Below are 24039 nucleotides of genomic sequence, written 5' to 3' on the forward strand. Positions count from 1 at the left end.
CACTCTGTATGGAGTGCGTGGATTGAAATTTGGACATTTTCGAGATGGCTGGAAATGCACTGGGGTCGCACTCTGTATGGAGTGCGTGGATTGAAATAATGCTTTCCGCAGTCGCTGTTTGATCATATTCTGTCGCACTCTGTATGGAGTGCGTGGATTGAAATAAGCAGAACATAGACGGGAAACCCTATGTTGGGGTCGCACTCTGTATGGAGTGCGTGGATTGAAATCTCCAATGCCCGATGCCTTGTTGCATCTGCGGCTGGTCGCACTCCGTATGGAGTGCGTGGATTGAAATGACGCTGCAGCTTGGTTTAAAATGACTTGGTTTAAGTCGCACTCCGTATGGAGTGTGTGGATTGAAATCGCGTAGAGAAGTTCGGAGGCTCTGTCCCATACTGTCGCACTCCGTATGGAGTGTGTGGATTGAAATGGCGTGGCTTTGGTGATGGAACCACCGCGAACCCGGTCGCACTCCGTATGGAGTGCGTGGATTGAAATCCCGGCTTGGTGCGCCTCTGAGCATACAGCGCGTCGTCTTTTCGATGGAAGTCGCACTCTGTATAGAGTGCGTGGATTGAAATTCTTTGATGTTGTCCATAAGATACTTTAGCAGCATGGTAGACTCCGCATAGAATGCAAGGGTTATAGTACATAAAGGGAAGGTCCTTAGATTACAACGAAAAAAGCTCGGCATATGCCGAGCTTTTTTGAGTGAGAACCGATTTGAGTTTCCGGCTAAAGATAATTTACCGTAAAGTTATCCCTCAGCATTTATACGGGAACTTCCTGTAGTCTTTTCACTTCCAACTGAATGAAATGGTGGACATGATCCTGTCCGTATTTATTGTCCAGATAAAGCTTGCGGAAATAATTTTTGGCATTGGTGTGGTTCATTTGCTGAAAAGCCAGGTTAAGTCCTGCATTAAGAACGGCACCTGCAATGGGCACGATCATGCCCAGTTCCTTTTGCGTGATGACGACGCCTAATCGCTCAGCCACCTTTTGCACGAGTCGGATGAGTTGGGGACAGGATTTTTCGATGACTTCGACAGTTAATTCTCCGGCCATTCCTTCGGCAAACTTGGTTGCAGCCCTCACTTCGGAAAAGGCCAACGATTTTGCCGCCAGAAACCCTTCATCCGAAGCGGATGATGTTGGCGCCATCGCCGCCAAGACATGCGGAATATTCATCGGATCCGCCGTAGAGTATCCATACGACGCCGCGATTTGGCTTACATGCCGGGACATCAGCGTCATGGAGGCGGTCACGTCAGCCGCGACGGTAACTGGAAGCAGCAGTCCGCCTGAAAGAGTTGTTGCCATTCCCAATGCTGCACCCTCTGCCGTAACTAAAAAACCGTTGCTGACATCAAACGTATCTGCCACGATATCCATCTCTCTCAAAGGCAAGCGTCTGATCTCCTCTAGACCGGCAATGCGGATATTGTGTTTTTTCGCATATTCTTTGCGAATGGCATCTTCGCTGGTCAACGCCTTGGCCATTTTGATCGTTCCCCGCAAAGAAGACTCAATTGTGGAGTCGATGCGGGTGATGGCTTTTTTGATCATCTTGCTATTGGATGAATGAGCGGCCTCCATGAGTTTAGACACGGGTTTTCCGGCGACTTCAAGCGCAGCTTGGACCGGATTGACCGAAACTTGGCTTTTGGCCATTTCCCCAATGACAAATTGTTCGTACTCCGTAAAGGTCGGCATGATGATTTCCCTCCAGTACAATCGAATGATGATTCCACGCCAACAACGGATATCTCAAGTCAAAAGCATCCGCCTGGGTTTAGGCTTTGTAGTCTGGGTTATGCTGTTCGTATCCCCCATTTGGACGGTTCACGCTGGTATCCCCGTCGCCATCCCTGTAGTACCCCTCGACGTGCGTGCCGTCTGCGCGATCATAACCTTCGACATAATGAGGTTCAACGTGGTGAGTATTCGGATTTTCGATCGTAGCGGTATCGGTCTGCTCGATATTTGCTGTCGCCGTTGTATGTTCAATAGGCGCTGCATGACTTGGGTCACTTTCGGCTGCAATTTCACCTATTCCATCTGCGCCATCCGCCACGTCAAGTATGCCGACTGCAATGACACTCACCGCCGCGGCAGTAACCAGTCCTTTGGCACCGTGCTTCACGCGATCCATATCCTCATCCTTGATGCCCGTAACGACATCTTTGCCGTTGTTGTAGACGTATTTGGCAGAAGCAACGACGCCTTTGGCAGTATCGGACACAGCGCCACCAATATCGTTCAAGCCATGATCCACCGTGGCTCCATCGTTTGTAATTACCCCTTTGGCGACATCATATACACCGCTGGCAAGATCGCCCACCGTGCGTCCGGTATGTACGGTTGCTTTTTCGACGCCGTTACCGACTTCTTTGATATATTGGCTGCCTGTGACTTCACCAACAACCCGGACGGATCCGCCGAGCACTCTGCCTGTAACTTTTCCCGCGAATTGCCCCAAATCTTTTAGGAAGCTCATATTGTCATTCTCCTTAGACACGTAAGGTACTCAAAGCGCGTCGTTTTTCTTATACATAATTGTATTATATACGGTTATAAGGGGAAAAGCGGCGCAAAGGTTTAGAAATTTAGGTGCGAACCTCATGCTTACATGAATTTCCCGGGGGATTCGCACCTAGGAATTTGTCGAAAAGATCGTTTTCGTGACCTTTTGGCAATGGATTTGCTCCATTAGTTGAGTGATGTATAATAAAAAAGATGAAGTTACGTAACGATTGTTCCGATTGACACATTTGTTACGTCATTTTTTGCTGTCGCACTCCGTATGGAGTGCGTGGATTGAAATTGGACGTAATCTGGAGCGTATACCTCAGTACCCAGTCGCACTCCGTATGGAGTGCGTGGATTGAAATCGCGAGAGAGGGCGGCCGTTAATGAGCTCGTCTAGTCGCACTCCGTATGGAGTGAGAGTGGATTGAAATATCAAACGTTGATCAACCGCATTCTCACGGCCCGCGTCGCACTCTCTATGGAGTGCATAACAACAGAAAACCTGGACTGCGACAAAGATGCGTAAACGATTGCTTACGCATCTTTGTGTTGTTTCATATGTGGTTGTATCAAGACCAATTCTTCATATTTTTCCCTGATTGACCGATAACTACTATGAAGTGGAAGAAATAATTGGGAAGGGGAGAATTAATTGCAAGAACAATATGCTTTAGAGAAGAAGAAAGTCATACGTGGCTTTCTGATTGCAGCTGTGTTGGCCACACTCGTGTTCGGAGGTTTTATCGTCTCAGGTTTGATCAACAACGCGAAGTATGCGGAGGGGCCCAGAGATTTGAACCATTTGGATCCGGGAACCCTAAAGGCAGGGGACTACGTTGAGGTACAGTTCGAGAAGATGCACCAAGCTTTTGCCAGGTATTATATGCAGCGGGAAGGAAATCTGGAGGTGAATCACTACCTGTATTACATCTATCCTTATCAAGAAAAAGGACTCATTGTGCAAGTGCTCGCACAACATTCATCCCGATACGACCAGCTTGCGTATTCTTCGAATAATGGCGAACTGTCTATGGATACCACGATATACAACACGGGCAGTATGCAAAAGATAGACCCCGAGATTAAGGGGCACGCCACTGAATATATGAAGGAACTTACGGGTACCGAAAAACAATTCGAGGAAGAGTTCTGGCCTTATATGCTTAATTTGGACATTCCTAAGGAAATTGGAGAGGATCAGTCGTCGTTCATACTTCAAATTCTGGGAGGCATTTATCTAGGCATTATTCTATTGGTCGGTCTAATCGTACTCGGAAGATTGAGTGTGCTGAAGCATAAATACCGTCAGTATTAATACATAAGATTGGGCAAAATAACGTTGTAATAAGCGTGAGCTGATTCAACTGTGATTGCAAAAATCCTCCAAATTATGTGATCTGAAATAAGAAAGAGCCCAAAAACCAAGGGATAACCTCGATCCGAATATGTTTTTGACTGTTGGTGTGGTCACATATAAAATGACTTGTTCAACTTCTTTACAGGGCCCCATAAGAAAATTTTTACGAAACCCTTAGCATTTACAAAATATGGAGTATGATTCTACGCGCGATCAAGTATAATGGTAGTCAATGAAATGAATGGGGAGGATTTACCTTGGAACATCGTCAGAATGATTGGGATCAGAATTTTCATGATCCACTCATGCCACCGCCACCACCATATATGCCGCTGAAAACGAATGGCAAATCGATTGCCGCACTCGTTTTGGGGATATTGTCCATCATGATTCCATACCTTGGATTTTTGATCGGGATCGTTGCCATCATCTTTGCAGCACTGGCCCTCAAAGAACTCAAGGTTCGCATGGAGCAGGGGAAAGGGCTGGCCATCGCCGGTCTCGTCTGCGGAATCATCGGTACAGCGATTTATGCCATCATTATGTTGATTCTTCTCATTGTCTTCTTCGCGGCAGCTGCCGGAAGCAGTTATTACGGCTACTAAAGCCCCATTGAGAGATGGAGTCGGCCATTCTGATTGCATGGTCATACTGACATCTTAGTTTGGATGATAAAAAGACGTCTTCAGGTCATTTGCGGATGATCTGTAGATCGTCTTTTTTTGGCGTGGTAAGGGAAGATGAGGCAGCATCCAACCAATGAAGGCCAGTTACATTTCAAAAAAAGCAAGGCCGCGCATGAAGCGACGACCTCTCGCGATTGGACCGAGTTGGGCGAACATTTCATGCCAGCCTTGCTCTTTTAACGATTGAACGTTCACCGATAAAGATTAAGCATGAAACGCCGCTTCCCCTTGAACTTGTTCGACGTTCTCTTTACGGTGTTTCATGAAATACGCAAACGTGGCACCAAGGCCGATGACGGCAAAAATGCACATGATTCCGAGTTGATCCCAGGCTACGCCGAACAAGCCGCTGCTAATGATCGCTTTGTAGCCTGTTACCGAATAGGTCATCGGCAGCCATGGATTGAAGCCTTTCATCCAATCCGGAATGAGCTCCAGCGGGAAGGTTCCGGCACTGGTGGTCAGTTGGAATATCAACATCAGAATGGCGATGAAACGTCCCGGGTTATCCAGCCAAGTCACCAGCGCTTGTATGATGAACATGAACGTCAAGCTGGTCACAAAGCTGAACAGCAGGAAGAGCGGAACGCTTTGGACCTCCAGCCCGAGTCCGTACAGCACAAGCAGGGAGGCGAGCAGCGACTGCGCCGCGCTCATGAGGCTGAATGCCAGCGTTTTGCTAACGAACCGATTCCAGCTGCTGGCTTCAGCCACGGCGCCGTCACGCACCGGCACGACCAGTGTGGCGATCAGCGCACCGACGAATAGACCCAGGGACATGAAATAAGGCGAGAATCCCGTACCATAGTTCGGAACTTCATTATATTTCTGTTCTTCGACCTGAACCGGCTGCGCGTACATGGATACAAGTTCATCTGTTTTGGTGACGCTGGACGTTTCCTCTGCTGCTTCATTTAGCTTGTCGGCCAGCGTACCTGATCCGTCAGCCAGCTTGACGGTGGCATCGGTGAGTTTGCCCGCGCCTTCATCCAGTTGGCGGGAGCCGTCCGCAACCGATGCGATGCCTCCAGCGAGCTGCTGCACGCCATCGGTGAGCCGGCCTGTGCTGGCGTTTAACTGTCCAGTGCCCTGAGCGAGCTTTGCTCCACCCGCCGCGGCTTCCGCCAGCTTGGCGTTGAATTGCTTCATATTGTTCGCGAGCTGATCCTGCCCATCGGCCAGCTGCGATACCCCTTGCAGCAATTGCTCCTGGCCCTGCACAAGCTGCGAACTGCCCTGATGCAGCTGCTGCTGGGCAGCTTCCAGCGTCCGGCTGCCTTCAACGAGCTGCTGTCCGCCCTGATAGACCTGCTCGCTGCCTGCGGCCACGGCCTGGCTTGCGGCGAGCAGCTTCTGCACTTCGGGGCTTGCAGCCAGTTGCGGGCTGCTCTGCGCGAGCTGCTCAAGCCCTTGAGCCACCGCTTTCGCGCCTTCGGCGACTTGGCCGCTGCCCGCCACCGAGGCCTGCAGTCCGGCGGTGAGCTTCGCCGCGCCTTCCTCGGACGAGGCCAGGCCTGCATCGAGCTTGGCTGCGCCGTCACGCGCGGCCTTGGCACCGCTCAGCAGCGGCTGTCCTCCGGCGGACACTTTGGCGGCTCCTGCCGTCAGTTGGTCTCCCGCTTCAGACAACCGGGACAAACCGCCCGAGAGGGTAGTTGCGGCGTCATGCAGTTTGCCGACGCCTTGCGCCAATTGTTTCGCGCCGGTTTGCAGCGTTTGCGAACCGTTTTCCAGCTTGCCCGCGCCGCTGGCGAGCTTCGTCAGATTTTCCTTGAGCGTGGTTGCGCCGTCATGCAAACGGGATGCCCCGTCGCTCAACTGTCCGGCACCGTCCCCCGCATCTGCCAGTCCGTCCGAGATGACGGCTACCTGGTCGAGCAGCGTTTCCGTATAGGTTTCCGTGACTTTGGCGGACACTTTGGCTTTAATCTGTTTTACCGCCGTTCCTCCGATCTGGCCTGCGAGGAAGTTGTATCCTTCGTTTGGTTCATAGATCAGTTCGGCAGGCTTGGGATGATCGTCCATCAAGGTGGTTGCACGGGCGGAGAAGTCCTCGGGGATTACGATCGTCATATAATACGCGTTATCCTTCATGCCCTCGTCGGCCTGTTCGCGTGAGACGAACTGCCAGTTGAAGTCATCGCTTTTCTTCAGCTCGTCGACCAGATTCTGCCCGACTTCCAGCGTTTGCTCATTGTAAGTTGCTCCTTGGTCATTGTTGACCACCGCGACAGGCAGTTCGTTCATTTTGCCGTAAGGGTCCCAGAAAGCTTCCAAAAACATGCCGCTGTACAGCACCGGTATAAACAGCACAACGATAATCGGTATGATTACTTTCGGTTTTCTGAGGGCGGACCCGAGTTCCCGAAAAAACACAGTCATTGATTTCATGATGTTCTCTCCCCATCGTTTCTTGTTCTCTCTATATGGATTGCATGCGCGGGTTCCTCTAAGTCGGGGATAGTCCGTTCTTGAGGAACGGCCCGACAAATGCCTTAATCTGCTCCTTATGGAGCGCAGGATGCACTTTGTTCCAATCGGAGGCCAGGGTGACGTACAGCTTAAACAGCACAAATGCGACGATCTTCGGGTCCTCCTGCCTGATCTGTCCCAATGTCATTGCACGTTTGACCTGCCGCTCCAAATATTCGAGGATCGCCGTTTCCACCTTTTGCAGCCCTTCCTTCGCCTGCGGCGTACCGAAATCATGAACCTCCTGAAAGAGCTTCAGCAGCAGCTCGTGCTCCTGCCTGTACTCCAGCAAAGCATCCATGCTCTCATGCACATTGTCGAGAAAAGAGTGCTCTTCTTTCACGGTTTGCTCCGTAATTCGTTTCATGTCGGCAATGATGGAGTGCAAAATTTCGCGGAACAGCTCTTCTTTGTTTTCGAAAAAATTGTAAATCGTGCCTTTGCCCACATGCGCCAGTCTGGCCACTTGCTCCATGGTCGTTGCCTTATAGCCAAACAGGGAGAAGGATTTCTCCGCAGCGGAGACGACCTGCTGCCTTCGGTTGATATCGGCCATGCATATTCACCTCCTTGTCAGAAAGGGTGTTGTCTCATGTACTGTTGTACCTGATTTAAGGAATTGACCGATTTACTATATTGGTCATTTGGTCGAATTAACTGTAGCATCTGGACCAGAGATCCGCATGTGATGTTCGTCATACTCTTGGGAGGTAATAGAGGAAATGGGGAAATGAAAAGAGGGAGTAACAATAATGTCATCCACCTATTGGGTGATTATGGTACTTTTTGTGAATAGGGGGGGACGTCATGAAAAGGTTAGGCATTTGGCTGCTGCTTGGGCTCTCGTTGACAGGCTGCTATGGTGAGAAAGAAGCGACGGAAACTTCCCGTCTTGAGGGGATCGGCAGTGAGGCAGGTCGTGTAGATGAGCTGGAACAACTGCGGAATGAAAATGCAAAGTTAACGCAGCAATTAGAAGCGCAGGATGCTGGTCTGGTGAATGAAGAGGAATTGCAGGGGAACATCCGGGAGACGATGAATCTGGCATTCAAGCTGATTTCCGCCATGGAAAACGAGGACTATGCTTACATGGAGTCCGTGGCTTCTTCTCATGTTGACATCCTCAAAGCGCAAAATTCGATCCGCTTTGAAGACGGCGAGCATAAATACGAAACGGCATTTCTGAAGAACGTCCGTCCGGGAGATTTGGAGTTCAGAGGGTACCATCAGGAAGAAGCGAATCGCTCTGTTCTCATGCTGGCTCGGCTCTATGATGAAGGGTACGCGGAGTTGGTATTCAATTACATTCGTGCCGAAGATGGGGGCTGGCAGTGGGATGGTTTCTTGACGAACTGAATATCAGTACCCTAGTAATGGGGGTTATTGAAGAGAAGTAGGGAGGGTTTACTTTGGAACAGCATCAACCTGGTTGGAATCAGCATAGATTAACCCCACCTCCGCCTTATGGACCAAAGACGAACGGTAAATCCATTGCCGCTTTGGTCTTGGGCATATTATCGATCATCACTCCGTACGTGGGGCTCCTGATCGGCATTGCTGCCATTATTTTTGCGTCGTTGTCTCTTAAAGAGATCCAACGCAATCTGGAACAAGGACGGGGAATGGCCATTGCAGGCCTGGTATGCGGCATCATCGGCACGCTTATTTATGCGATACTGTTTGTGCTGCTTTTGCTTATGGTCTTTTTATACAACGAGGTATCCGTGTCGGGGTTGTGATAGGGTTTTTAAGGAGGTAAGGCAGGATTGCTGCAACTCAGACAAAGGTTGATTCAGTCTGGTGCAACCCCAAGCTCACATGGTTTTCCTGGGGGATTCGCACCTCAGAATTTGTCGAAACATAGCGAATTATAACCTTTTGGCAACACCTGGCGCAGTAGATTAGCATAAAGAGGGAATATTGATCGTTGGAAGTTGCGGAATAACGTGTTAAATTGTTTAAAAGAGAGACATATACGTCTTTTTTCGCTGTCGCACTCCGTATGGAGTGCGTGGATTGAAATACTCAAATAGAAGCTATGGGAATGGAAGGGGTAGCACTCCGCATGGAGTGCGTGGATTGAAATCAAGACAAGCGCTCTAACCAAACTGAGCTACACCCTGTCGCACTCCGTATGGAGTGTGTGGATTGAAATTTGCAGCCTAGATTGATTACATTAGAGGGTCACTGGTCGAACTCCGTATGAAGTGCAGGGATTAAATAGAAGAGAGTTTTGAGTTGCCATATTCTCTATTAAAGTAGGGATACTACGAAGTTATATACATGAAATAAAAACTCACCTCGTACCCATGTTACACAGGGATACGAGGTGAGTTTTTTGTGTTAGATAGAAATGAATGAGATATGAAATAAAATCTATCTGCAAAAGATCCAGATAAAAACATATTGATAAATGGAATAATAATCAATATAGTGTTATTAAATGTAAATAAGGAGGAAGGGTATGTCGAGCTTATATGAAGGATCTGAACTTGACTCGACTGTGACACTACTCAGAATTGCTTATGGTTTAAATAACTGGAGCGAAATAATTGTACTAGGCCAAAACACTATATGATGAATCCATAAGAATTTACAATTTAAACATGATAGTTGGATAAGGGGACTTCGGAGAATTACATACGGATCGGGCGCTTGTTTATTATATGGGCTATGCATCTACTGATGCGGGGAATAGCTTATCAAAAGTTATTGGAATTTGATAAAGCCAGAGAGTGTATTAAGGGTTATGGCGATTTTAAATGGTTAAGAATCACAGATGCAGAAACGATAGATGAAATTAAATATTATACAGAAATCTCTAAAGTTAATTTGATGGTGTTGGATTTATTGGAAGGTAAAACAGAGGTTTTAGATGAATATTTACATTATACTGCAAAGTGAGGACGAGTTGGTTTCTGGGCTCTTAACGCTACTTGAGGCAAATCGATTAAGCGGATTGCCTATAAATAATTTGGAAAGTTTATTTGAAGAAAAAATACAGGTCATTGACTGGAAGAACATTTCTGATGTAGATGCCTCATATTATCTACAATACAGCTATGAACTAGCAATGTATTACGGAAGGAACGGGAGAAACGCCCAAGCAGAACGAGTACTATTAAATTGTGCTTCAAATCATTCATAACTATGTTGGTCAAAGTTGGATAAGAGTTTCTATATACGAAGAATAACAAACACAGCTTTGACGTGCCTGCGCATGCTCTCCCTGCTTTGATTAAATCTAGCTGATTCCACAGCCCCATTACCTTGCACATGGTATAATCTTCCCTAGTTGGGAGGTGAGTCAACATGGATAGGGGAATGCTAAAAAAGTACAAATATGGAGCGATTTTGGCTGGCGTTGCTACATTTCTTTTTGCGTTCGTTTACGGGAAAGGAAACTGGTTGTCCTTTCTCTTGGTATTTGTTTGTCTTTACTGCGTTTTTATGTATTATTATAAAGAGCATCAAATCAACAAAGTAATTTCTACAGAAGACTATGAAAAAGAAAAGTTGCCCATAAAGCTCACTACGATAAACAAGTTGAGATTTTTATGGGGGGGTTAAGCACTCGCCTAGGGGTGCTTTTTTTGATGTCCAATATTAACAAACCAATTAGTTTGAATTAGATTGATTATGACAGAGTAAACCCACTAGAATCGTGTGCAAACACTAAGCGTATAAATCAGATGTGTTCTGATCAGCCTAGTGGTTCCTGTCATTCACATAACAATAGGCTAGAGTAATAACCTGTGGTATAATATCCCTATCAACAGATTGGCTAATATGGGCGGTCGGCTAGTCTCCCGGAAGGGAGGTGATGCCTTGTGACAGTATTTGAAGCACTTATGCTGATGCTAACCTTTGGTTCGCTGATCGTAGCGCTACTGTCTAACAAAAAGAAATAGACCGCCCTCGGCAAAGGTGACGGTCTAAGTCTGCTACCTGTGTTCAGCCACCGCCCTTAGAAGCGGCTGTTGTAAAGAGTAGGGATGTTCGCGCATCCCTACTCTTTTTTATTGTATCCTTGTTGACTATAGTTTAGCACAGTTTGATGCAAAAGTTAACTCTTTGCTGGTAATTATTGTCGCTCAGTTTTATGCAGAAAGGGAGATGAAAATGAAGGAAATCAAGTAAAACCGATTCGTCCAACAAAAGTCATTGTTAACAGTGAACAAGAGTATAGAGATTTTGTTGACTTTGCCCATGGCGTGAATCAACCGTATGACCCAATCATTGAGAAAGTACGTGAAAGGCTCAAAAATCATGTTCGCGTACCTAGAAGGGGAAGCATTGAACATCGCCTTATGCAAGAACTGGCGAACGGCTATCCAAATTTTAAGAATGCTATTGCTCGTGAGTTGGTTGACACTTACAATATCGATCCTGACCTAGCTACTAAATATGCTTTCATGCCTGAAATTGATAAAGAAATCATGGAAGATATTGCATGGCACAACATATGGGGCCAGAATATTGGGCTGATTCGGCAATGGATGAATTTGTGAGGTGACTTGGTGTGCTTTTGAGGTGGTTAAATGAACATTGTGGATGTGACATGGATAAGGCGATGCGGGGAGATGTGAAGGAGCTAGAGAAAATGGAACAACACTTTGAACTGGAAACACAAAGAGTGCGGGAGCAATTTGAAAATGAAGAATAGAATTAAAATTTCTGACAAACCATTAACTAGATCCAAACTAGCCAATCCACACTCAAATGTTCCAATGTCTGAACGATTAGCAAAAAGAAATTCGATTGATCTCGAGACAACCACATTGTTGTTGATGTTAATGATGGTTTTGCAAGGATTATTCCAATTGATACTACTATAACTACCTACATAGAAAGTGAATACACAGAGTAATTTCTCAAAGAGACAAACAGTAAGCCATCTGAAGCAGCAATAGAACGAAACAAGCAAGCACAAGCATTGTTACGTAGATTACAACGGTAAGGAGACATATGAAGACCCAAATGGCTTCCACTCCAACACTTGAAGGAAAGACACTAAACGTTTGCTGGACTCACTCCAAAGTAAGCCAACTGAACGATCACGCGAGGTCTTGAGTTTGCATCGGAGACACACTGCCTGCGAGTTGCACTTTCAATGTCTTCATACTGTCATTTGCAATTGGAACAATATAGATAAGACCTTTATTCAAAGTGAAAGCAAATGAGTGCGATCATGCAAATTATCAGCAAGCCGTCGCACTCCGTATGGAGTGCGTGGATTGAAATCTAATATTGCCATCAGCCACTTTAATGGTTGGAGTCAGCAGCAAGCCGCTCAATAAACAGGAATTTCTCGTGAACGTGTCTCAATGGATTTGACTTTAATTGAATGATCGTTTATTATTCAGCCATGAGATATAAGGACAAAAATAAAAATGAAGCTATTTTTCAAGCAACCATTCAACTTTTGAACGAGATCGGCTTCTCTGAAATTTCCATGTCTAAAATTGCCAAACGGGCTCAGGTATCACCAGGAACGATTTATGTTTACTTCGAAAACAAGGAGGACATGCTGAGGAAGCTGTTTTTGAACGTCGAGCAAAAGATTAGTTCGAGTATGTTCCAGGGTGTCCATCATCCAATGCCGGTCAAGGAAAGATTTGAACGGATTATGAGCAACTATATTGAATTCATTCTTAACCATAAAGATGAATTTCTCTTCTATGAACAATTTTGCAATTCACCGCTTGTCGAAAATTTGTTTCTAGAAGACTCCAGTTTGATGTTCCAGCCTTTTTATACATTGATTGAGGAAGGCAAAGAACAGAAGTTGCTTAAAGATTACGATACCATGCTGCTATTAGTTTTGATTTATGCTCCTGTTACCGAACTGGCCAAGCAATATTACAGAAAAGAATTTGAATTTAATGATAAAAATGTGAAGGACTTGATTCAATCGAGTTGGGACGCTGTTAAAGCATAAGAGTCCTTCTTTTTTTAATTTTAAAATGAATGAACATTCAATTTTTTATTAATTTCAATAAACCATTTGAGAGTTGATACCTATGTCCAGTAAGAGAAGAACGGAATATCAAACATCCAAAAACTTCGTAAACGGGAGATTTAAATATCCTGTTGAAACGCGTGTCGATTATAGCATGAAGGCTTTACTCCCAATCCTTCGGCAATATATCAAAGGCAATCCTAGGGCACGGCCGAAAGAAATACTCCCGGTACAGCGAATCGTCACACCTTTATCAAAGGAAGATGTTAATAAAACGGCAGTTACATGGCTCGGGCACTCTACATCGTTAATTCAGCTGGATGGACAGCTGTTGCTGTTAGATCCGATATTCGAGCCCTATTCCTCTCCTTTCAGGTTTGGCGGCAGACGTTATAGCGAACAACTGCCCATTGAAATCGAAGATCTGCCGCAGATTGATGCGGTGCTCATCTCACATGATCATTATGATCATCTGGATTACCGGTCGATCCGGAGATTAAAGGATAAAGTGAGAACATTTCATGTTCCCCTTGGGGTTGGCAGTCATTTGGAAAGATAGGGTGTTGCTCCTGAGAAGATTGTGGAGCTTGATTGGTGGAAGGAAGCCAGGTTTGAAGGTCTGAAATTTCGCTGTACACCGGCAAAACATTCCTCGGGACGAGGTGTTTCTAAGCAAAATACCACATTGTGGTGTTCGTGGATTATCGAAGGAAAACATACAAAGATATTTTACAGCGGGGATAGCGGCTACGGTCCTCACTTTAAAGAGATAGGTAATCATTATGGTCCTTTTGATCTGACACTATTCGAGGCCGGACAATACGACAACAGCGGGTGGTGGCCACTGCATATGCTCCCCGAGGAGACGGTTCAAGCCCACATTGAACTTCAAGGTAACTTATTGCTCCCGGTTCATTGGGGCGCATTTACACTCGCGTTCCATGACTGGGATGAACCGATCAAACGTGTTCTCAAGGCTGCGTCTGAAAGAAACGTTGTCATCGCGGTACCTCGCATAGGCGAAAGTGTTGAGATTGGTTCTTCTGAAATACCGTCGGTTCCATGGTGGAGAGATATTAATTAAAGGGGATGATTCATGAAAAAAGCGGCGTATCCACGAAGATCATTTTCTTATAAAAAATGATAGATTTTCAGTTTGAAAAAAGAATAACGATTATTAGGAGGCATATATGAAATACTATTTCTTAGGAAAAAGCGGATTACGCGTCTCGGAGCTTGCCCTTGGCACCATGACTTTCGGTACGGATTGGGGATGGGGCGCAGGCACGGATGAAGCCCAGAACATGCTGGACATTTATCTCGACCGGGGTGGAAATTTTGTCGATACGGCCAGTGGATACACGAACGGAAGCTCGGAAAACATGTTGGGTGAAATTTTGGGCGAGCGTCGTAAGCGCATCGTGCTTGCCACGAAATATACGATGAATACGCATCAAGGCGACCCGAATGCAGGCGGAAATCACAGAAAAAGCATGATTCGCTCGGTTGAAACAAGTTTGTCGGGATGAAAACGGATTATATCGACCTGCTGTATCTACACTCCTGGGACAACACGACGCCGGTTGAGGAAGTGCTGCGCGCTATGGATGATCTTGTACGAGCGGGCAAGGTGCTTTATGTAGGGATATCGGATACGCCGGCCTGGCAGATTTCGCGGATGCAGACGATCGCCGACCTGAGAGGGTGGTCGCCTCTGGTTGCCCTGCAAAATGAACACAGTCTGATCGAGCGAACGTCGGAAAGAGAGCTCACTCCGATGGCTCAGGAGATGGGGCTTGGGGTTGTTGCCTGGTCGCCGCTGGCCAACGGTCTTTTGACCGGAAAATATTCAAGAGAGGATTTGCAGCAGCCAAGCAAGGAATCCGAAGGCTGGAGCTCGCGGGTAACCATGATGGCTAACCATGGTATGCTGAATGAGCGGGTATTTAATATTGTGGATGAAGTCAAAAAAGTAGCAGATGAAGTGAATGCTCCGGCAGCGCATGTAGCGTTGGCATGGCTGAGAGCACAATCGTCCGTGACATCCATTTTGCTGGGGGCAAGCAAAGCCGGACAGCTTGAAAGCAATTTGGATATGCTTGATGTGCAGCTTACGGAGGAACAACTGCAAAGGCTCGACACGGTAAGCGCGATTGAGCTCGGCTTTCCTCATAAATATTTAAATGATCCCGCAAATCTGTGGGGAGTCTTTGGTGGCGTAGCCGTCGAGCGCCGCTAAGATATGTCCAAACACCTTCAAGTGATGGTTACCATGTCGTGGGTATTCAATTTCTTTGGTCATCCCGAGTGCAAGGTTTAAACTTTGAAGCTGATAAAGCTAAGCTCTAATCTTCCTTGTCCCGATCGTACCCTGCAAGAACGTATGAATTGTACAACCTACTCAGTCGCAATTCCCAGGCACCAGCAACCAACAAAAAAACCAAGGCATCGAGTCAACAACTCAGATGCCTTGGTTTTTTGCGTAATAATGGTCTTCTTTTTTGGTCGGTTAGAAACTGATCAGTTTCCTTTTACCTTAAAGAACGAAATCAGTTCCTGCAGCTGCTCCGAAACCGCGGACAGCTCGTCGGAAGCCGTGACGATGGAGGCCATGGAGGCTTCCTGCTCGGCCACGGATTGCTCGATCTGTTTCGTGCTGCTTGCCGCCTTGCTGACGCTCGAGGACAGTTCATCCGCCGTGGCGGACATTTGCTCCGTGCTGGCCGAAATTTCTTGGGTGGAGCTGGAGATGTCCTGAATCTGATTGGCGACTTTGCCCGTCGCAGACAGGATATCCTCGAAGAATACGCCGGTTTCGCTAGTCACGCTCATCCCTTTTTCAACCTCTTGGGAACCGAGCTGCATCGCTTCGGCCGACTGCAAGATGTCTCTCTGGATCTCGTCGATCAGAGCACGGATCTGCGTGGCTGATTCCTGAGATTGTTCTGCAAGTTTCCGGACTTCTCCGGCCACCACCGCAAATCCTCTGCCTTCTTCGCCGACGCGCGCCGCTTCGATGGAGGCGTTCAGGGCAAGCAGGTTGGTTTGCCCGGCAATGTCGGTAATGATATTGACGATGCTGCTAATCTCGTTGGAACGATTCTCCAGGGATTGGATGGACGCGTACGTGTTCTGTACCGCGCCGGATATCAGGCGCATCTGATCAATGACTTGCTGCATGATCTCATGGCCGGAATTGGAGCGCTGCTCCATGGTCAGCGCTTCGTCGGCCGCGTCTGCCGAGCTGCTGGCGATCGTCTGCACCACTGTGGACATTTCGGTCATGGCACGGGCGCTTTCTACGGTAGCCAGATTTTGTGAGCGGAGTCCCGCAGAGATTTCCCGGATGTTGCTGCTGATCGATTGAATGTTTTCGTTGTTCGCGGCTGAGATCTCCAACAGCTTTTTGGACGAGTCCGAGAGGTGGCCCGACGTCGTTTTTACCTTGAACATCGTGTTGTTGATGCGTTCGATCATCGTATTGAATTTTTCGTTGATAATGCCTAGATCGTCCCGCCCCGTTGGAATGGATACGTCCAGGTTGCCCGTGCTGACTTCTTCGATGCCCTTCATCAGGTTGCGGATCGGACGCAGCGTCTTTTTCAACAGAACGTACTGAAGCACCATGAACAGGAGCAGGAAGCCGATAAGGAACATCAAACCGTATGTAAGCAGTTTGTCCAGTCCTTTCGGAACTGCGCTGGCATCTACGTCGAAAAAGAGAGCGGCGTAAATGGATCCGTCGGCATTGTTGATCGGATACATCAAGGTGGTCCATGTTCCATATTCATCCGTATAGAAATCGCTGAAGGCCGGTTTGCCGTCGATCTTCATTTGTTCCAGGACAACGACGTTATTTTCGGGAAGAGGGTACATGGCGCCTGCGGCCAGATTGCTCTCCTCAAAGGGCTCCAACAAATTGGTAGGAACCGCAATAATGGACGTGCCGTTACCTTGCTCCAGTTCCGAACCGAAAATGTACGCTTGCGCGATGTTTGGATAAAACTCATGGATGGAGTCCAGATACGTTCTAAGTTCCGATTGTACGGGACCGGAATAACTTTTTTCGTTGACAGCCTCGGCGACTTTGCCGGTGTCCAGGTCGTTGTACCATTTTTCGGTAATGACGGTGGCCTGGTCGTGCAGCTGTTCAACCAAAATACTTTTTTGCAGCTGATATGCTGCCGTAATCAGGATTATACCGATCAGCGTGATGCTGCCGAACGAGATGATCAGGTTTTTTGCGAAAAATGGAAGGGTACTCCATCGAAACTTTGCAAACAACATGGTTCACTCCTCTTAGTTTGTATTTGTCGAATTTTCATGTTTGTGCAATTTGCTTATTCCTATCCATGATGGAAGTATTATACGTGTTCATATTATATTTCCCATATATTTCATTTGGAGGGGGTATATTTAACTAAAATAAGCTGTACAAACATGAGGCATTCATGAAATATATCGGATGCTGAGTGACTTTTATGTTAGTTTTGGAATGAAAAGGGTGCTAAAGGACCAACATTTGGAACGCATTTTCCGCGTTTCTTTCACATTTATGTTTATTAATGAATATTTGCGCAAATCTCAGGTATTAAATTTACAACGATTAATCTCCTCATCGATTTAAGATTCATTCAAGGTTTGTCTCCTAGACTGGGTATATAAGCCAATGTTTTGCTTACAGAAACCAAAAGGGAGGACTTGATTCGTGAATAGGGTCATGAAACGTTTTGCAGCTGCGGCACTGTCGCTGTCGATGGTTGCGGCGCCTCTGGTATGGACGTTGGGAACGTCGACCGCCTATGCCGCGGAAGAGGGAAGCACAACATCCACGCCAGCGTATTCTTCGCTGTTTGAAGGAGACCGCGTGATCGATGTGAAGGTTACGATCAGTGATGAGGACTGGGAGAGCATTCTCGCCAGCCCGATGGACAAGGAATACAAAAGCGTAAGCGTGGAGGTAGACGGCAACAAGCTCGATAACGTTGGTTTTTCCACCAAAGGCAACATGACGCTGAGATCGGTAGCCTCGATGGAGGATTCGGACCGTTACAGCTTCAGACTGAAGTTCGACAAATACGATAAAACCCAGACGCTGCTCGGATTGGACAAAATGGTGCTGAACAACAACTACACCGACCCGTCTTACTTGCGCGAATACCTGCATTATGAGGCACTGCGCAGCATCGGGATGGACGTGCCGGAAACGACGTTCGTCAACCTGTACATCAACGGCGAGTTGTTCGGATTTTATACCGGGGTCGAGTCGGTAGACGACAGCTACCTGGAACGGAACTATGGCGAAGGATATGAAGATGGCGTTCTGTACGATACGGAAGAGAAAAGCTATTTGCAATATGAGGAAAATGAGGAGTACAGCACCCTGACAAAGGATTTGGGCTCCGACAAGGACAAAACGAAGCTCAAAAACTTCATTAAAGTGCTGAATGACATGCCGGATGGCGAAAAAGGCGAGATCGAGAGCGTACTGGACGTCGATTCCGCGCTCAAATATATTGCAGGGAACGTTGTATTCGGCAACTATGACAGCTACAACGGGGACAAAGGGCATAACTACATGTTATACGGCGACGCCAACGGCAAATTCAGCGTCGTGCCGTGGGACTTTAACATGTCTTTCAACGGATACTCCGCTGGAGGCGGTGGACGTAGAACGACAGGCACCACCGCAACAAACACAAATGCAACGACCGCATCCATAGATGAACCGGTACTGGGCATCAGCATGGATAGCGTGCCAATGATCAGCAACCTGCTGGCCGTGCCGGAATACAAAGCGAAGTATCTCGGCTATGTAAATGAGCTGACCGATTACCTTGAAGGCATTCAAGACCGGATCACCGATCTTTCCGACCTGATCCGTCCGTACGTGGAAGCCGATCCAAGCAAGTTCTACACGATGGAACAGTTCGAATCCAACATTACGTATTCCGCAAATGCTGAAGAAGAGGGAAGTATGGGCGGATTCGAGGGCATGACGCCTCCTGAAGGGTTTGAAGGCATGACACCTCCGGATGGCATGACGCCGCCGGAAGGATTCGAAGGCATGACGCCTCCGGATGGAACGACAGCGCCGACGAGACCTGACGGTACGGCAAGCGGAACGGCGGATGGCAGCGACGAGGCGGCGGCTGCCGGGGATAACGGCAGCACGACAGGCAGCATGCCAACGCCTCCGCAAGGCGGTTTCGGCGGCGGGCAAGGCATGGGTAACATGGCAGCCGGCTCCTTGACCACCTTTGCGCTCAACCGCCTGGCCAACCTACAGGAACAGCTTGGACGCGAAGTAACGCCATTGCCGGAAACGTCCGATGGAGCAAGCGAATCAACGGGTACGGATGCTTCTTCCGGTACGAGTGCAGGAACAGCTGCGGGCAATGCTTCCTCAGGTTCAACGAACAAGGATATTTCCGTAACGCTGGACGGCAAAACGGTGTCGTTCCCGAATCAGGCACCGATTCTGAAAAACGGAAGAGTTATGGTTCCTGTGAATTCGATCCTTGAAGCGTTGGGTGCGAAAGTCACTTGGGACAAAACTGCGAAAACCGTAACCGCCGAGCTGGGCGAGCAAACGCTGGTCATCAAGATCGGCAGTAGTGCAGCCACGCTAAACGGCGCATCGCTGGATCTCGGCACACCGGCCATCCTTCAGAACAAACGCACGCTTGTGCCGATTCGCCTCGTTACCGAGGCATTGGGAATGAAAGTGGACTGGGACAAGACGGCCTCACAAGTGAGCCTGACATCCAGTTAGCAGCTTGTGAAAAGAGAAAAAAGGGACGTTGATGCAATGATGCATCAAGGTCCCTTTTTGGGCTGACGAACCTCAGACACGCTATTCGGTCATCTTTGGGTGTATTTTTTCGCTAAAGAACTTCAGACACCTTATTCGGCTCAAAATGAACCAGATGAACGCGATGTGTTCGGTATAACGCCTCTCATGTTCGTTAGAATTCGAAATGTTCGAAATGACGCCTAATAAGACGTCTCAGGTTTGTTAGGCATGAATGCCTTCCCCGGCTGCGAAGCTCCTGCTCAAAGTTCAGCAGAAGTGCACCACATCAACCCAAGCAGAACAACTTCACGCCATCGGTCTGCGCATACGCCTATCCCGTCGTTGAGGTGGTCGATTCCGCCGGTTTGTCGGCAGCCATAAAAGCAACGATGATCAGAATGCACGCCGCGCCGATCCACTGGAACAGGCCGAAGGGGTCATGCAGCCAGAACACGGTCGTGATCACGGCGGCGAGCGGTTCGAGACTTCCGAGCAAGCTTGTTTCTTTGGGGGCGAGGTAGTTCAGGCTTTCGACATAGAACCAGAACGCAAGCATCGTGCCGAACAGGATGACGAAGGCCAGATACAGGTAGGCATCGCCCGTCAGAAGGCCTTTTTCGATCCGCCACGGCGGGTGAATCAGGGAAAGGGCAGAACCCCCGATCACCATCGACCAACCTACGATGACGAGCGAATCGAACTTTTTGAGCAGCGGAATGGCATACAGCGTGTAAAAGGCGGCCGCGACGCCCGACAATATCCCCCATACGATGGCTGGCGTGGGAACGGACAACTGGGAGAACGAGCCGTTGGTCAGGAGCAGGAAACATCCGGCTAGCGCCAGCGATACCGTGATTCCATCCCTGGGCGTCAGCTTGGCCTGTCTGCTTATAAACAGGTACCCGATAATCATAACCGGTGACAAGTATTGCAGCAGGGTAGCTACGGCGGCATTGCCTTCTTTGATCGAAGCCATGTAAGTGTATTGGACGGCAAGCATGCCGATCAGTCCAAAGATGAGCAGACGCAGCGCGTCTTTCCAGTGGGTCCAAATGGACCAGATTTGGCCGCGATTGCGGTTAAAGCCTTGAATGGACAGCAGCAATACGCCTGCCAGGAGCAATCGCACCGCGACGAACCAATTCACGTCCACGCCGTAGTGCTGGAACAGTTTTTTGGCCACGGTGCCGCCAATACCCCAGAATACGGCCCCTGTAATAATGTAAAATAATCCTTTTCCCCGATGCATGTTCATCTCTCCATCATGAATGTAAAAATAGTATGTTATATTGTAGATATTAAAAGGAAACGACTGAATATTATACTCGAATCGGATGAAGAAATATAAATATATTGAGGTAAAGGGATGCAAATCATGGATTTTCAAATCGACCCCAATTTAAGGGAACTGACAGAGCATCGCACAATCGTGCTGCCGCTTGCATGTTACCGGACGACCATTCGCAAACATATGCAGGGACATATTCCGCTTCACTGGCACGAAGAGTTTCAATTTGTCCGCGTGATGAAAGGGCAGGCTGATTTCCGGGTGCAGGATAAGCATGTTCGTCTGGGTCAGGGAGAAGGTTTGTTTATCAACAGCGGTTGTTTGCATATGGCGACGGATGAACATCGGACGGGGTGCGTATATATCTGCCTGAACGTAGCGCCATCGTTTGTGGTGTCCCAAGAGCTCTATTCGGCTTACGTTTATCCTTACATGCAAGCGACCAATCTGCCTTATGTACGTTTGAATGCAGAAGAGGAGTGGGCTGAAGCCATCCTGGAAGCCATTGTTGCCATTCATCAGCTGGTGGAGCAGCGCCCGGCCCATTATGAACTGGACATTACCGCAAATCTCGCCCGCTTGTGGAAAAACCTGATCGCCAACGGATTCCCGCTGGAATACGAACAGGCAGAGATGCTGAAAAACCGGCGCATGAAGGCGATGCTGGACTGGATTCACCGACACTATGCCCAGAAAGTGCTGCTGGACGATATCGCGCGTGCAGGGCAGCTAAGCCGGTCCGAATGCTGCCGTTATTTCAAGCGAATGCTCAAGAAATCACCGCTTCAATACGTCATGGACGTCCGCATTCGGCAGAGCCTGGTGTTGCTCCAGCAGCCGGAGCGCAGCGTTACGGATGTCGCCTATCAGGTGGGATTCAACAGCACCAGTTATTTCATCCAGCAGTTTCGCCAATCGATGAACATGACACCCATGGCCTATAAAAAGTCCACGCAGAACGGTCTTTCTTCCTGACAAGGCTTGCTGGATCAGGCGGTTAAGCTAAGTAGCATGTTGGAAGTGCATAACGATTCATCCATGCGCAGAGTATGGATATTACGAAGTCATCCTTGATGGGTGGCTTTTTGGTCTGTAATAAAGTAAGCGGTTACAAAACAAGACCGATATTGTATAGTATGATGGCAAGCTTGAGCCGTTGAGACATATATATAACTGCCTGGGCACATGCCCTGCTTGAATAAAAAGGAGGAATCCCGATGTACCGGGTGCTGCTGGTTGACGATGAAGAGGATGTGCGGGAAGGTTTGGTCGTGGAAGTGGACTGGGAAGCGCTGGATTTGCGGATCGTTGGTCTTGCCGAAAACGGAAGGGAAGCGCTGGAAATGGCCGAACGGGTCGAGCCGGACATCGTGGTGACGGATATCAGCATGCCGTTCATGGACGGTCTTGAGCTGGCCCGCAGGTTAAGGGAGCGCAATCCGCTCGTCAAAGTCGTCATTCTGACCGGATACGATGAATTCGATTACGCCCGGCAGGCTGTTTCGCTGAGCGTGGATGAATATTTGCTCAAACCGTTTTCTGCCGCGCATCTGGCCGAACTGCTCACCCGCCTGCGCGGACAAATGGCCGCCGAGGTGGCAGAACGCGAAAATGTGCAGCAGCTGCGCGAACATTACTATGCCAGCCTGCCTTTGATGCAGGCCGACCTGATGGCGACCTTGCTTCATCGGCGGAAGCCGCCGGCCTACATTCACGGCAAGGCAGAGCAATGCGGGCTGGATCTGAAGGGCATCCGTTACGGCGTATCCGTGGTAACCCTGCATACGGACGGCAAAACGCCGAAACAGTCCCTGAACGCTTCTTCCCTCAAGTCAGATCAGCGTGAAACAACGGAAGAAGTTAAGGCATCTGCCGCGGGCGCCATACGGGACTCGGAAGACGGGGAGCTGAAGCAGTTCGCCGCCTTGAATGTTGCGGCAGAAGTATGGGCAGAGCATGAAGCAGGCCATGCGTTCATCCATCAGGAGGCCATTGTGCTGCTGTTCGTCGACCGGTGGGGCGGAGAGGATGGCGAGAAACGACAGCAGCAGGCGCTCGAAACGGTCATTCGCAGCATCAACCACTATTTGCGCATGCAGGCTACGATCGGTTCTGGAGCTTTGGTGCAATCGCTGGACCAAGTGAAGCACGCTTACGAGGATGCGCTGCTGGCGCTGGATTACCGGCTTGTACCGGGAACGGACCCGCTCATCTATATCGGCGACGTGGAGCGGCAGGCGGCTGGCAAGCTGCGCTTCGACGAATTGAAACAGCAGGCGCTTACGCGCTGCCTGAAGGCAGGCACGCAGAATGAACTGGGTGAGGTGCTGGACATCATTTTCCGGGAAATTACAGCCGAACACGGCCGCAGCGACATCCAGCTCTATTTGATCGAGGCGTTGACCACGGTTTGGAAGGCGGCGCAGGCCTCCGGGGAACAAATGGAGGATATCTTCGGAGCGGGCTTCCAGCTGTACGCCGATCTGTTCCGGCTGCCCGGTCTGCCGGAAGCCCAGGGCAGGGTGCGCGAAGTATGCGCCAACGTCCAGAGACGGATCGCCAGCGGACGCCAGCATGCATACAAGGATATCGTGGAGCAGGCGCTTGCGTTTACGAAGCAGCACTATGCCGACCCGGAGCTGTCCATCCAGAAGGTATGCGGGCATCTGCACATCAGCTCCGGTTATTTTTGCGCCATTTTCAAAAAAGAAGTGCAGCTGACCTTCCTGCAATACCTGATGCAGATTCGCATGGAGGCCGCGAAAGAGCTGCTTCGTTCCACGGATCTGAAGTCGTTTCAAATCGCCGAGCAGGTCGGTTTTGCCGAGCCGAACTATTTCAGCTTTTGTTTTAAGAAACATATCGGCATCTCTCCCAAGGAATATCGTAAGCAAGCATCCTCCGCTCCGGACGGAGGAAGGATGCCATGAGGAGCTTGGCCGG

20 protein-coding genes, 1 pseudogene and 1 CRISPR repeat array (1 of these 22 cut by a window edge) are annotated in these 24039 nt (G+C 48.6%); of the genes and pseudogenes, 15 read left to right on the forward strand and 6 right to left on the reverse strand.

Annotated elements, in window-relative coordinates; all coding sequences use genetic code 11:
* Positions 1-584: direct repeats of the CRISPR family, unit length 33 nt; unit sequence GTCGCACTCTGTATGGAGTGCGTGGATTGAAAT (it extends 72 nt beyond the left edge of the window).
* 190 nt (positions 585-774) lie between these two features.
* Positions 775-1719, reverse strand: coding sequence for an EcsC family protein (locus tag RSX24_RS18970; RefSeq protein ID WP_343261502.1), 945 nt, complete (start codon positions 1717-1719; stop codon positions 775-777).
* A gap of 79 nt (positions 1720-1798) precedes the next feature.
* Positions 1799-2503, reverse strand: coding sequence for a hypothetical protein (locus RSX24_RS18975; protein ID WP_343261503.1), 705 nt, complete (start codon positions 2501-2503; stop codon positions 1799-1801).
* A gap of 684 nt (positions 2504-3187) precedes the next feature.
* On the opposite strand from RSX24_RS18975, the gene RSX24_RS18980 reads away from it, so the two are divergent.
* Together RSX24_RS18980 and RSX24_RS18985 are read left to right on the forward strand one after the other, a co-directional pair.
* Positions 3188-3850 (forward strand): DUF6709 family protein, encoded by a 663-nt coding sequence (locus RSX24_RS18980; protein ID WP_343261504.1) that lies wholly within the window; start codon positions 3188-3190, stop codon positions 3848-3850.
* Between the two features lie 347 nt (positions 3851-4197).
* Entirely contained in the window at positions 4198-4497 is a 300-nt protein-coding gene (locus RSX24_RS18985; protein ID WP_236420261.1) for a DUF4190 domain-containing protein, read from the forward strand.
* 285 nt (positions 4498-4782) lie between these two features.
* Here the strand turns inward: RSX24_RS18985 and RSX24_RS18990 are convergent, their stop codons facing one another.
* A complete protein-coding gene (locus tag RSX24_RS18990; RefSeq protein WP_343261505.1) occupies positions 4783-6969 on the reverse strand; it encodes a YhgE/Pip family protein in 2187 nt (728 codons plus the stop codon).
* 58 nt (positions 6970-7027) lie between these two features.
* A complete protein-coding gene (locus RSX24_RS18995; RefSeq protein WP_339276372.1) occupies positions 7028-7606 on the reverse strand; it encodes a TetR/AcrR family transcriptional regulator in 579 nt (192 codons plus the stop codon).
* Positions 7607-7857: 251 nt separating this feature from the next.
* On the opposite strand from RSX24_RS18995, the gene RSX24_RS19000 reads away from it, so the two are divergent.
* The 10 genes and pseudogenes from RSX24_RS19000 to RSX24_RS19040 all read left to right on the forward strand — a co-directional run bounded on the left by RSX24_RS19000 (position 7858) and on the right by RSX24_RS19040 (position 15251).
* Positions 7858-8406: a hypothetical protein gene (locus tag RSX24_RS19000; protein WP_339276374.1), complete on the forward strand. Its 549-nt coding sequence runs from the start codon at positions 7858-7860 to the stop codon at positions 8404-8406.
* 53 nt (positions 8407-8459) lie between these two features.
* Positions 8460-8789, forward strand: a complete 330-nt coding sequence (locus RSX24_RS19005; protein WP_343261506.1) for a DUF4190 domain-containing protein — start codon at positions 8460-8462, stop codon at positions 8787-8789.
* A 916-nt stretch (positions 8790-9705) separates the two neighbouring features.
* Entirely contained in the window at positions 9706-9954 is a 249-nt protein-coding gene (locus tag RSX24_RS19010; protein WP_343261507.1) for a hypothetical protein, read from the forward strand.
* Positions 9955-10362: 408 nt separating this feature from the next.
* On the forward strand, positions 10363-10620 hold the full coding sequence (locus RSX24_RS19015; RefSeq protein WP_339276377.1) for a hypothetical protein: 258 nt from the start codon (positions 10363-10365) through the stop codon (positions 10618-10620).
* A 260-nt stretch (positions 10621-10880) separates the two neighbouring features.
* The gene (locus RSX24_RS32360; protein WP_438286858.1) at positions 10881-10961 is read left to right on the forward strand and encodes a putative holin-like toxin; all 81 of its coding nucleotides are present in this window, start codon (positions 10881-10883) and stop codon (positions 10959-10961) included.
* A 399-nt stretch (positions 10962-11360) separates the two neighbouring features.
* Positions 11361-11561 carry a hypothetical protein gene (locus RSX24_RS19020; RefSeq protein WP_339276378.1) on the forward strand — a complete coding sequence of 67 codons (201 nt, stop codon included), beginning with the start codon at positions 11361-11363 and terminating at the stop codon, positions 11559-11561.
* Positions 11562-12397: 836 nt separating this feature from the next.
* On the forward strand, positions 12398-12991 hold the full coding sequence (locus tag RSX24_RS19025) for a TetR/AcrR family transcriptional regulator (RefSeq protein ID WP_339276380.1): 594 nt from the start codon (positions 12398-12400) through the stop codon (positions 12989-12991).
* A gap of 175 nt (positions 12992-13166) precedes the next feature.
* Positions 13167-14096 (forward strand): annotated as a pseudogene (locus RSX24_RS19030) (MBL fold metallo-hydrolase).
* A gap of 106 nt (positions 14097-14202) precedes the next feature.
* On the forward strand, positions 14203-14541 hold the full coding sequence (locus tag RSX24_RS19035) for an aldo/keto reductase (RefSeq protein WP_343261508.1): 339 nt from the start codon (positions 14203-14205) through the stop codon (positions 14539-14541).
* Positions 14538-15251, forward strand: a complete 714-nt coding sequence (locus RSX24_RS19040; RefSeq protein WP_343261509.1) for an aldo/keto reductase — start codon at positions 14538-14540, stop codon at positions 15249-15251. Before RSX24_RS19035 ends, RSX24_RS19040 begins: the two co-directional genes overlap by 4 nt.
* A gap of 281 nt (positions 15252-15532) precedes the next feature.
* On the opposite strand, the gene RSX24_RS19045 is transcribed toward RSX24_RS19040, so the two are convergent.
* The gene (locus tag RSX24_RS19045; RefSeq protein WP_339276384.1) at positions 15533-17299 is read right to left on the reverse strand and encodes a methyl-accepting chemotaxis protein; all 1767 of its coding nucleotides are present in this window, start codon (positions 17297-17299) and stop codon (positions 15533-15535) included.
* A 421-nt stretch (positions 17300-17720) separates the two neighbouring features.
* Between RSX24_RS19045 and RSX24_RS19050 the strand changes: the two genes are divergently transcribed.
* On the forward strand, positions 17721-19787 hold the full coding sequence (locus tag RSX24_RS19050) for a CotH kinase family protein (protein WP_343261510.1): 2067 nt from the start codon (positions 17721-17723) through the stop codon (positions 19785-19787).
* 352 nt (positions 19788-20139) lie between these two features.
* Here the strand turns inward: RSX24_RS19050 and RSX24_RS19055 are convergent, their stop codons facing one another.
* Positions 20140-21057, reverse strand: coding sequence for an EamA family transporter (locus RSX24_RS19055; RefSeq protein ID WP_339276386.1), 918 nt, complete (start codon positions 21055-21057; stop codon positions 20140-20142).
* A 117-nt stretch (positions 21058-21174) separates the two neighbouring features.
* Here RSX24_RS19055 and RSX24_RS19060 point away from each other — a divergent pair, with 117 nt between their 5' ends.
* Complete coding sequence (locus RSX24_RS19060) at positions 21175-22071, forward strand: AraC family transcriptional regulator (protein ID WP_343261511.1); 897 nt, start codon at positions 21175-21177, stop codon at positions 22069-22071.
* A 242-nt stretch (positions 22072-22313) separates the two neighbouring features.
* The gene (locus tag RSX24_RS19065) at positions 22314-24026 is read left to right on the forward strand and encodes a response regulator transcription factor (protein WP_343261512.1); all 1713 of its coding nucleotides are present in this window, start codon (positions 22314-22316) and stop codon (positions 24024-24026) included.
* The last annotated feature ends 13 nt before the right edge of the window (positions 24027-24039 follow it).

The sequence above is a fragment of the Paenibacillus hubeiensis genome, from assembly GCF_032334105.1.
In the GTDB taxonomy this organism is placed as follows: Bacteria; Bacillota; Bacilli; order Paenibacillales; family Paenibacillaceae; genus Paenibacillus; species Paenibacillus hubeiensis.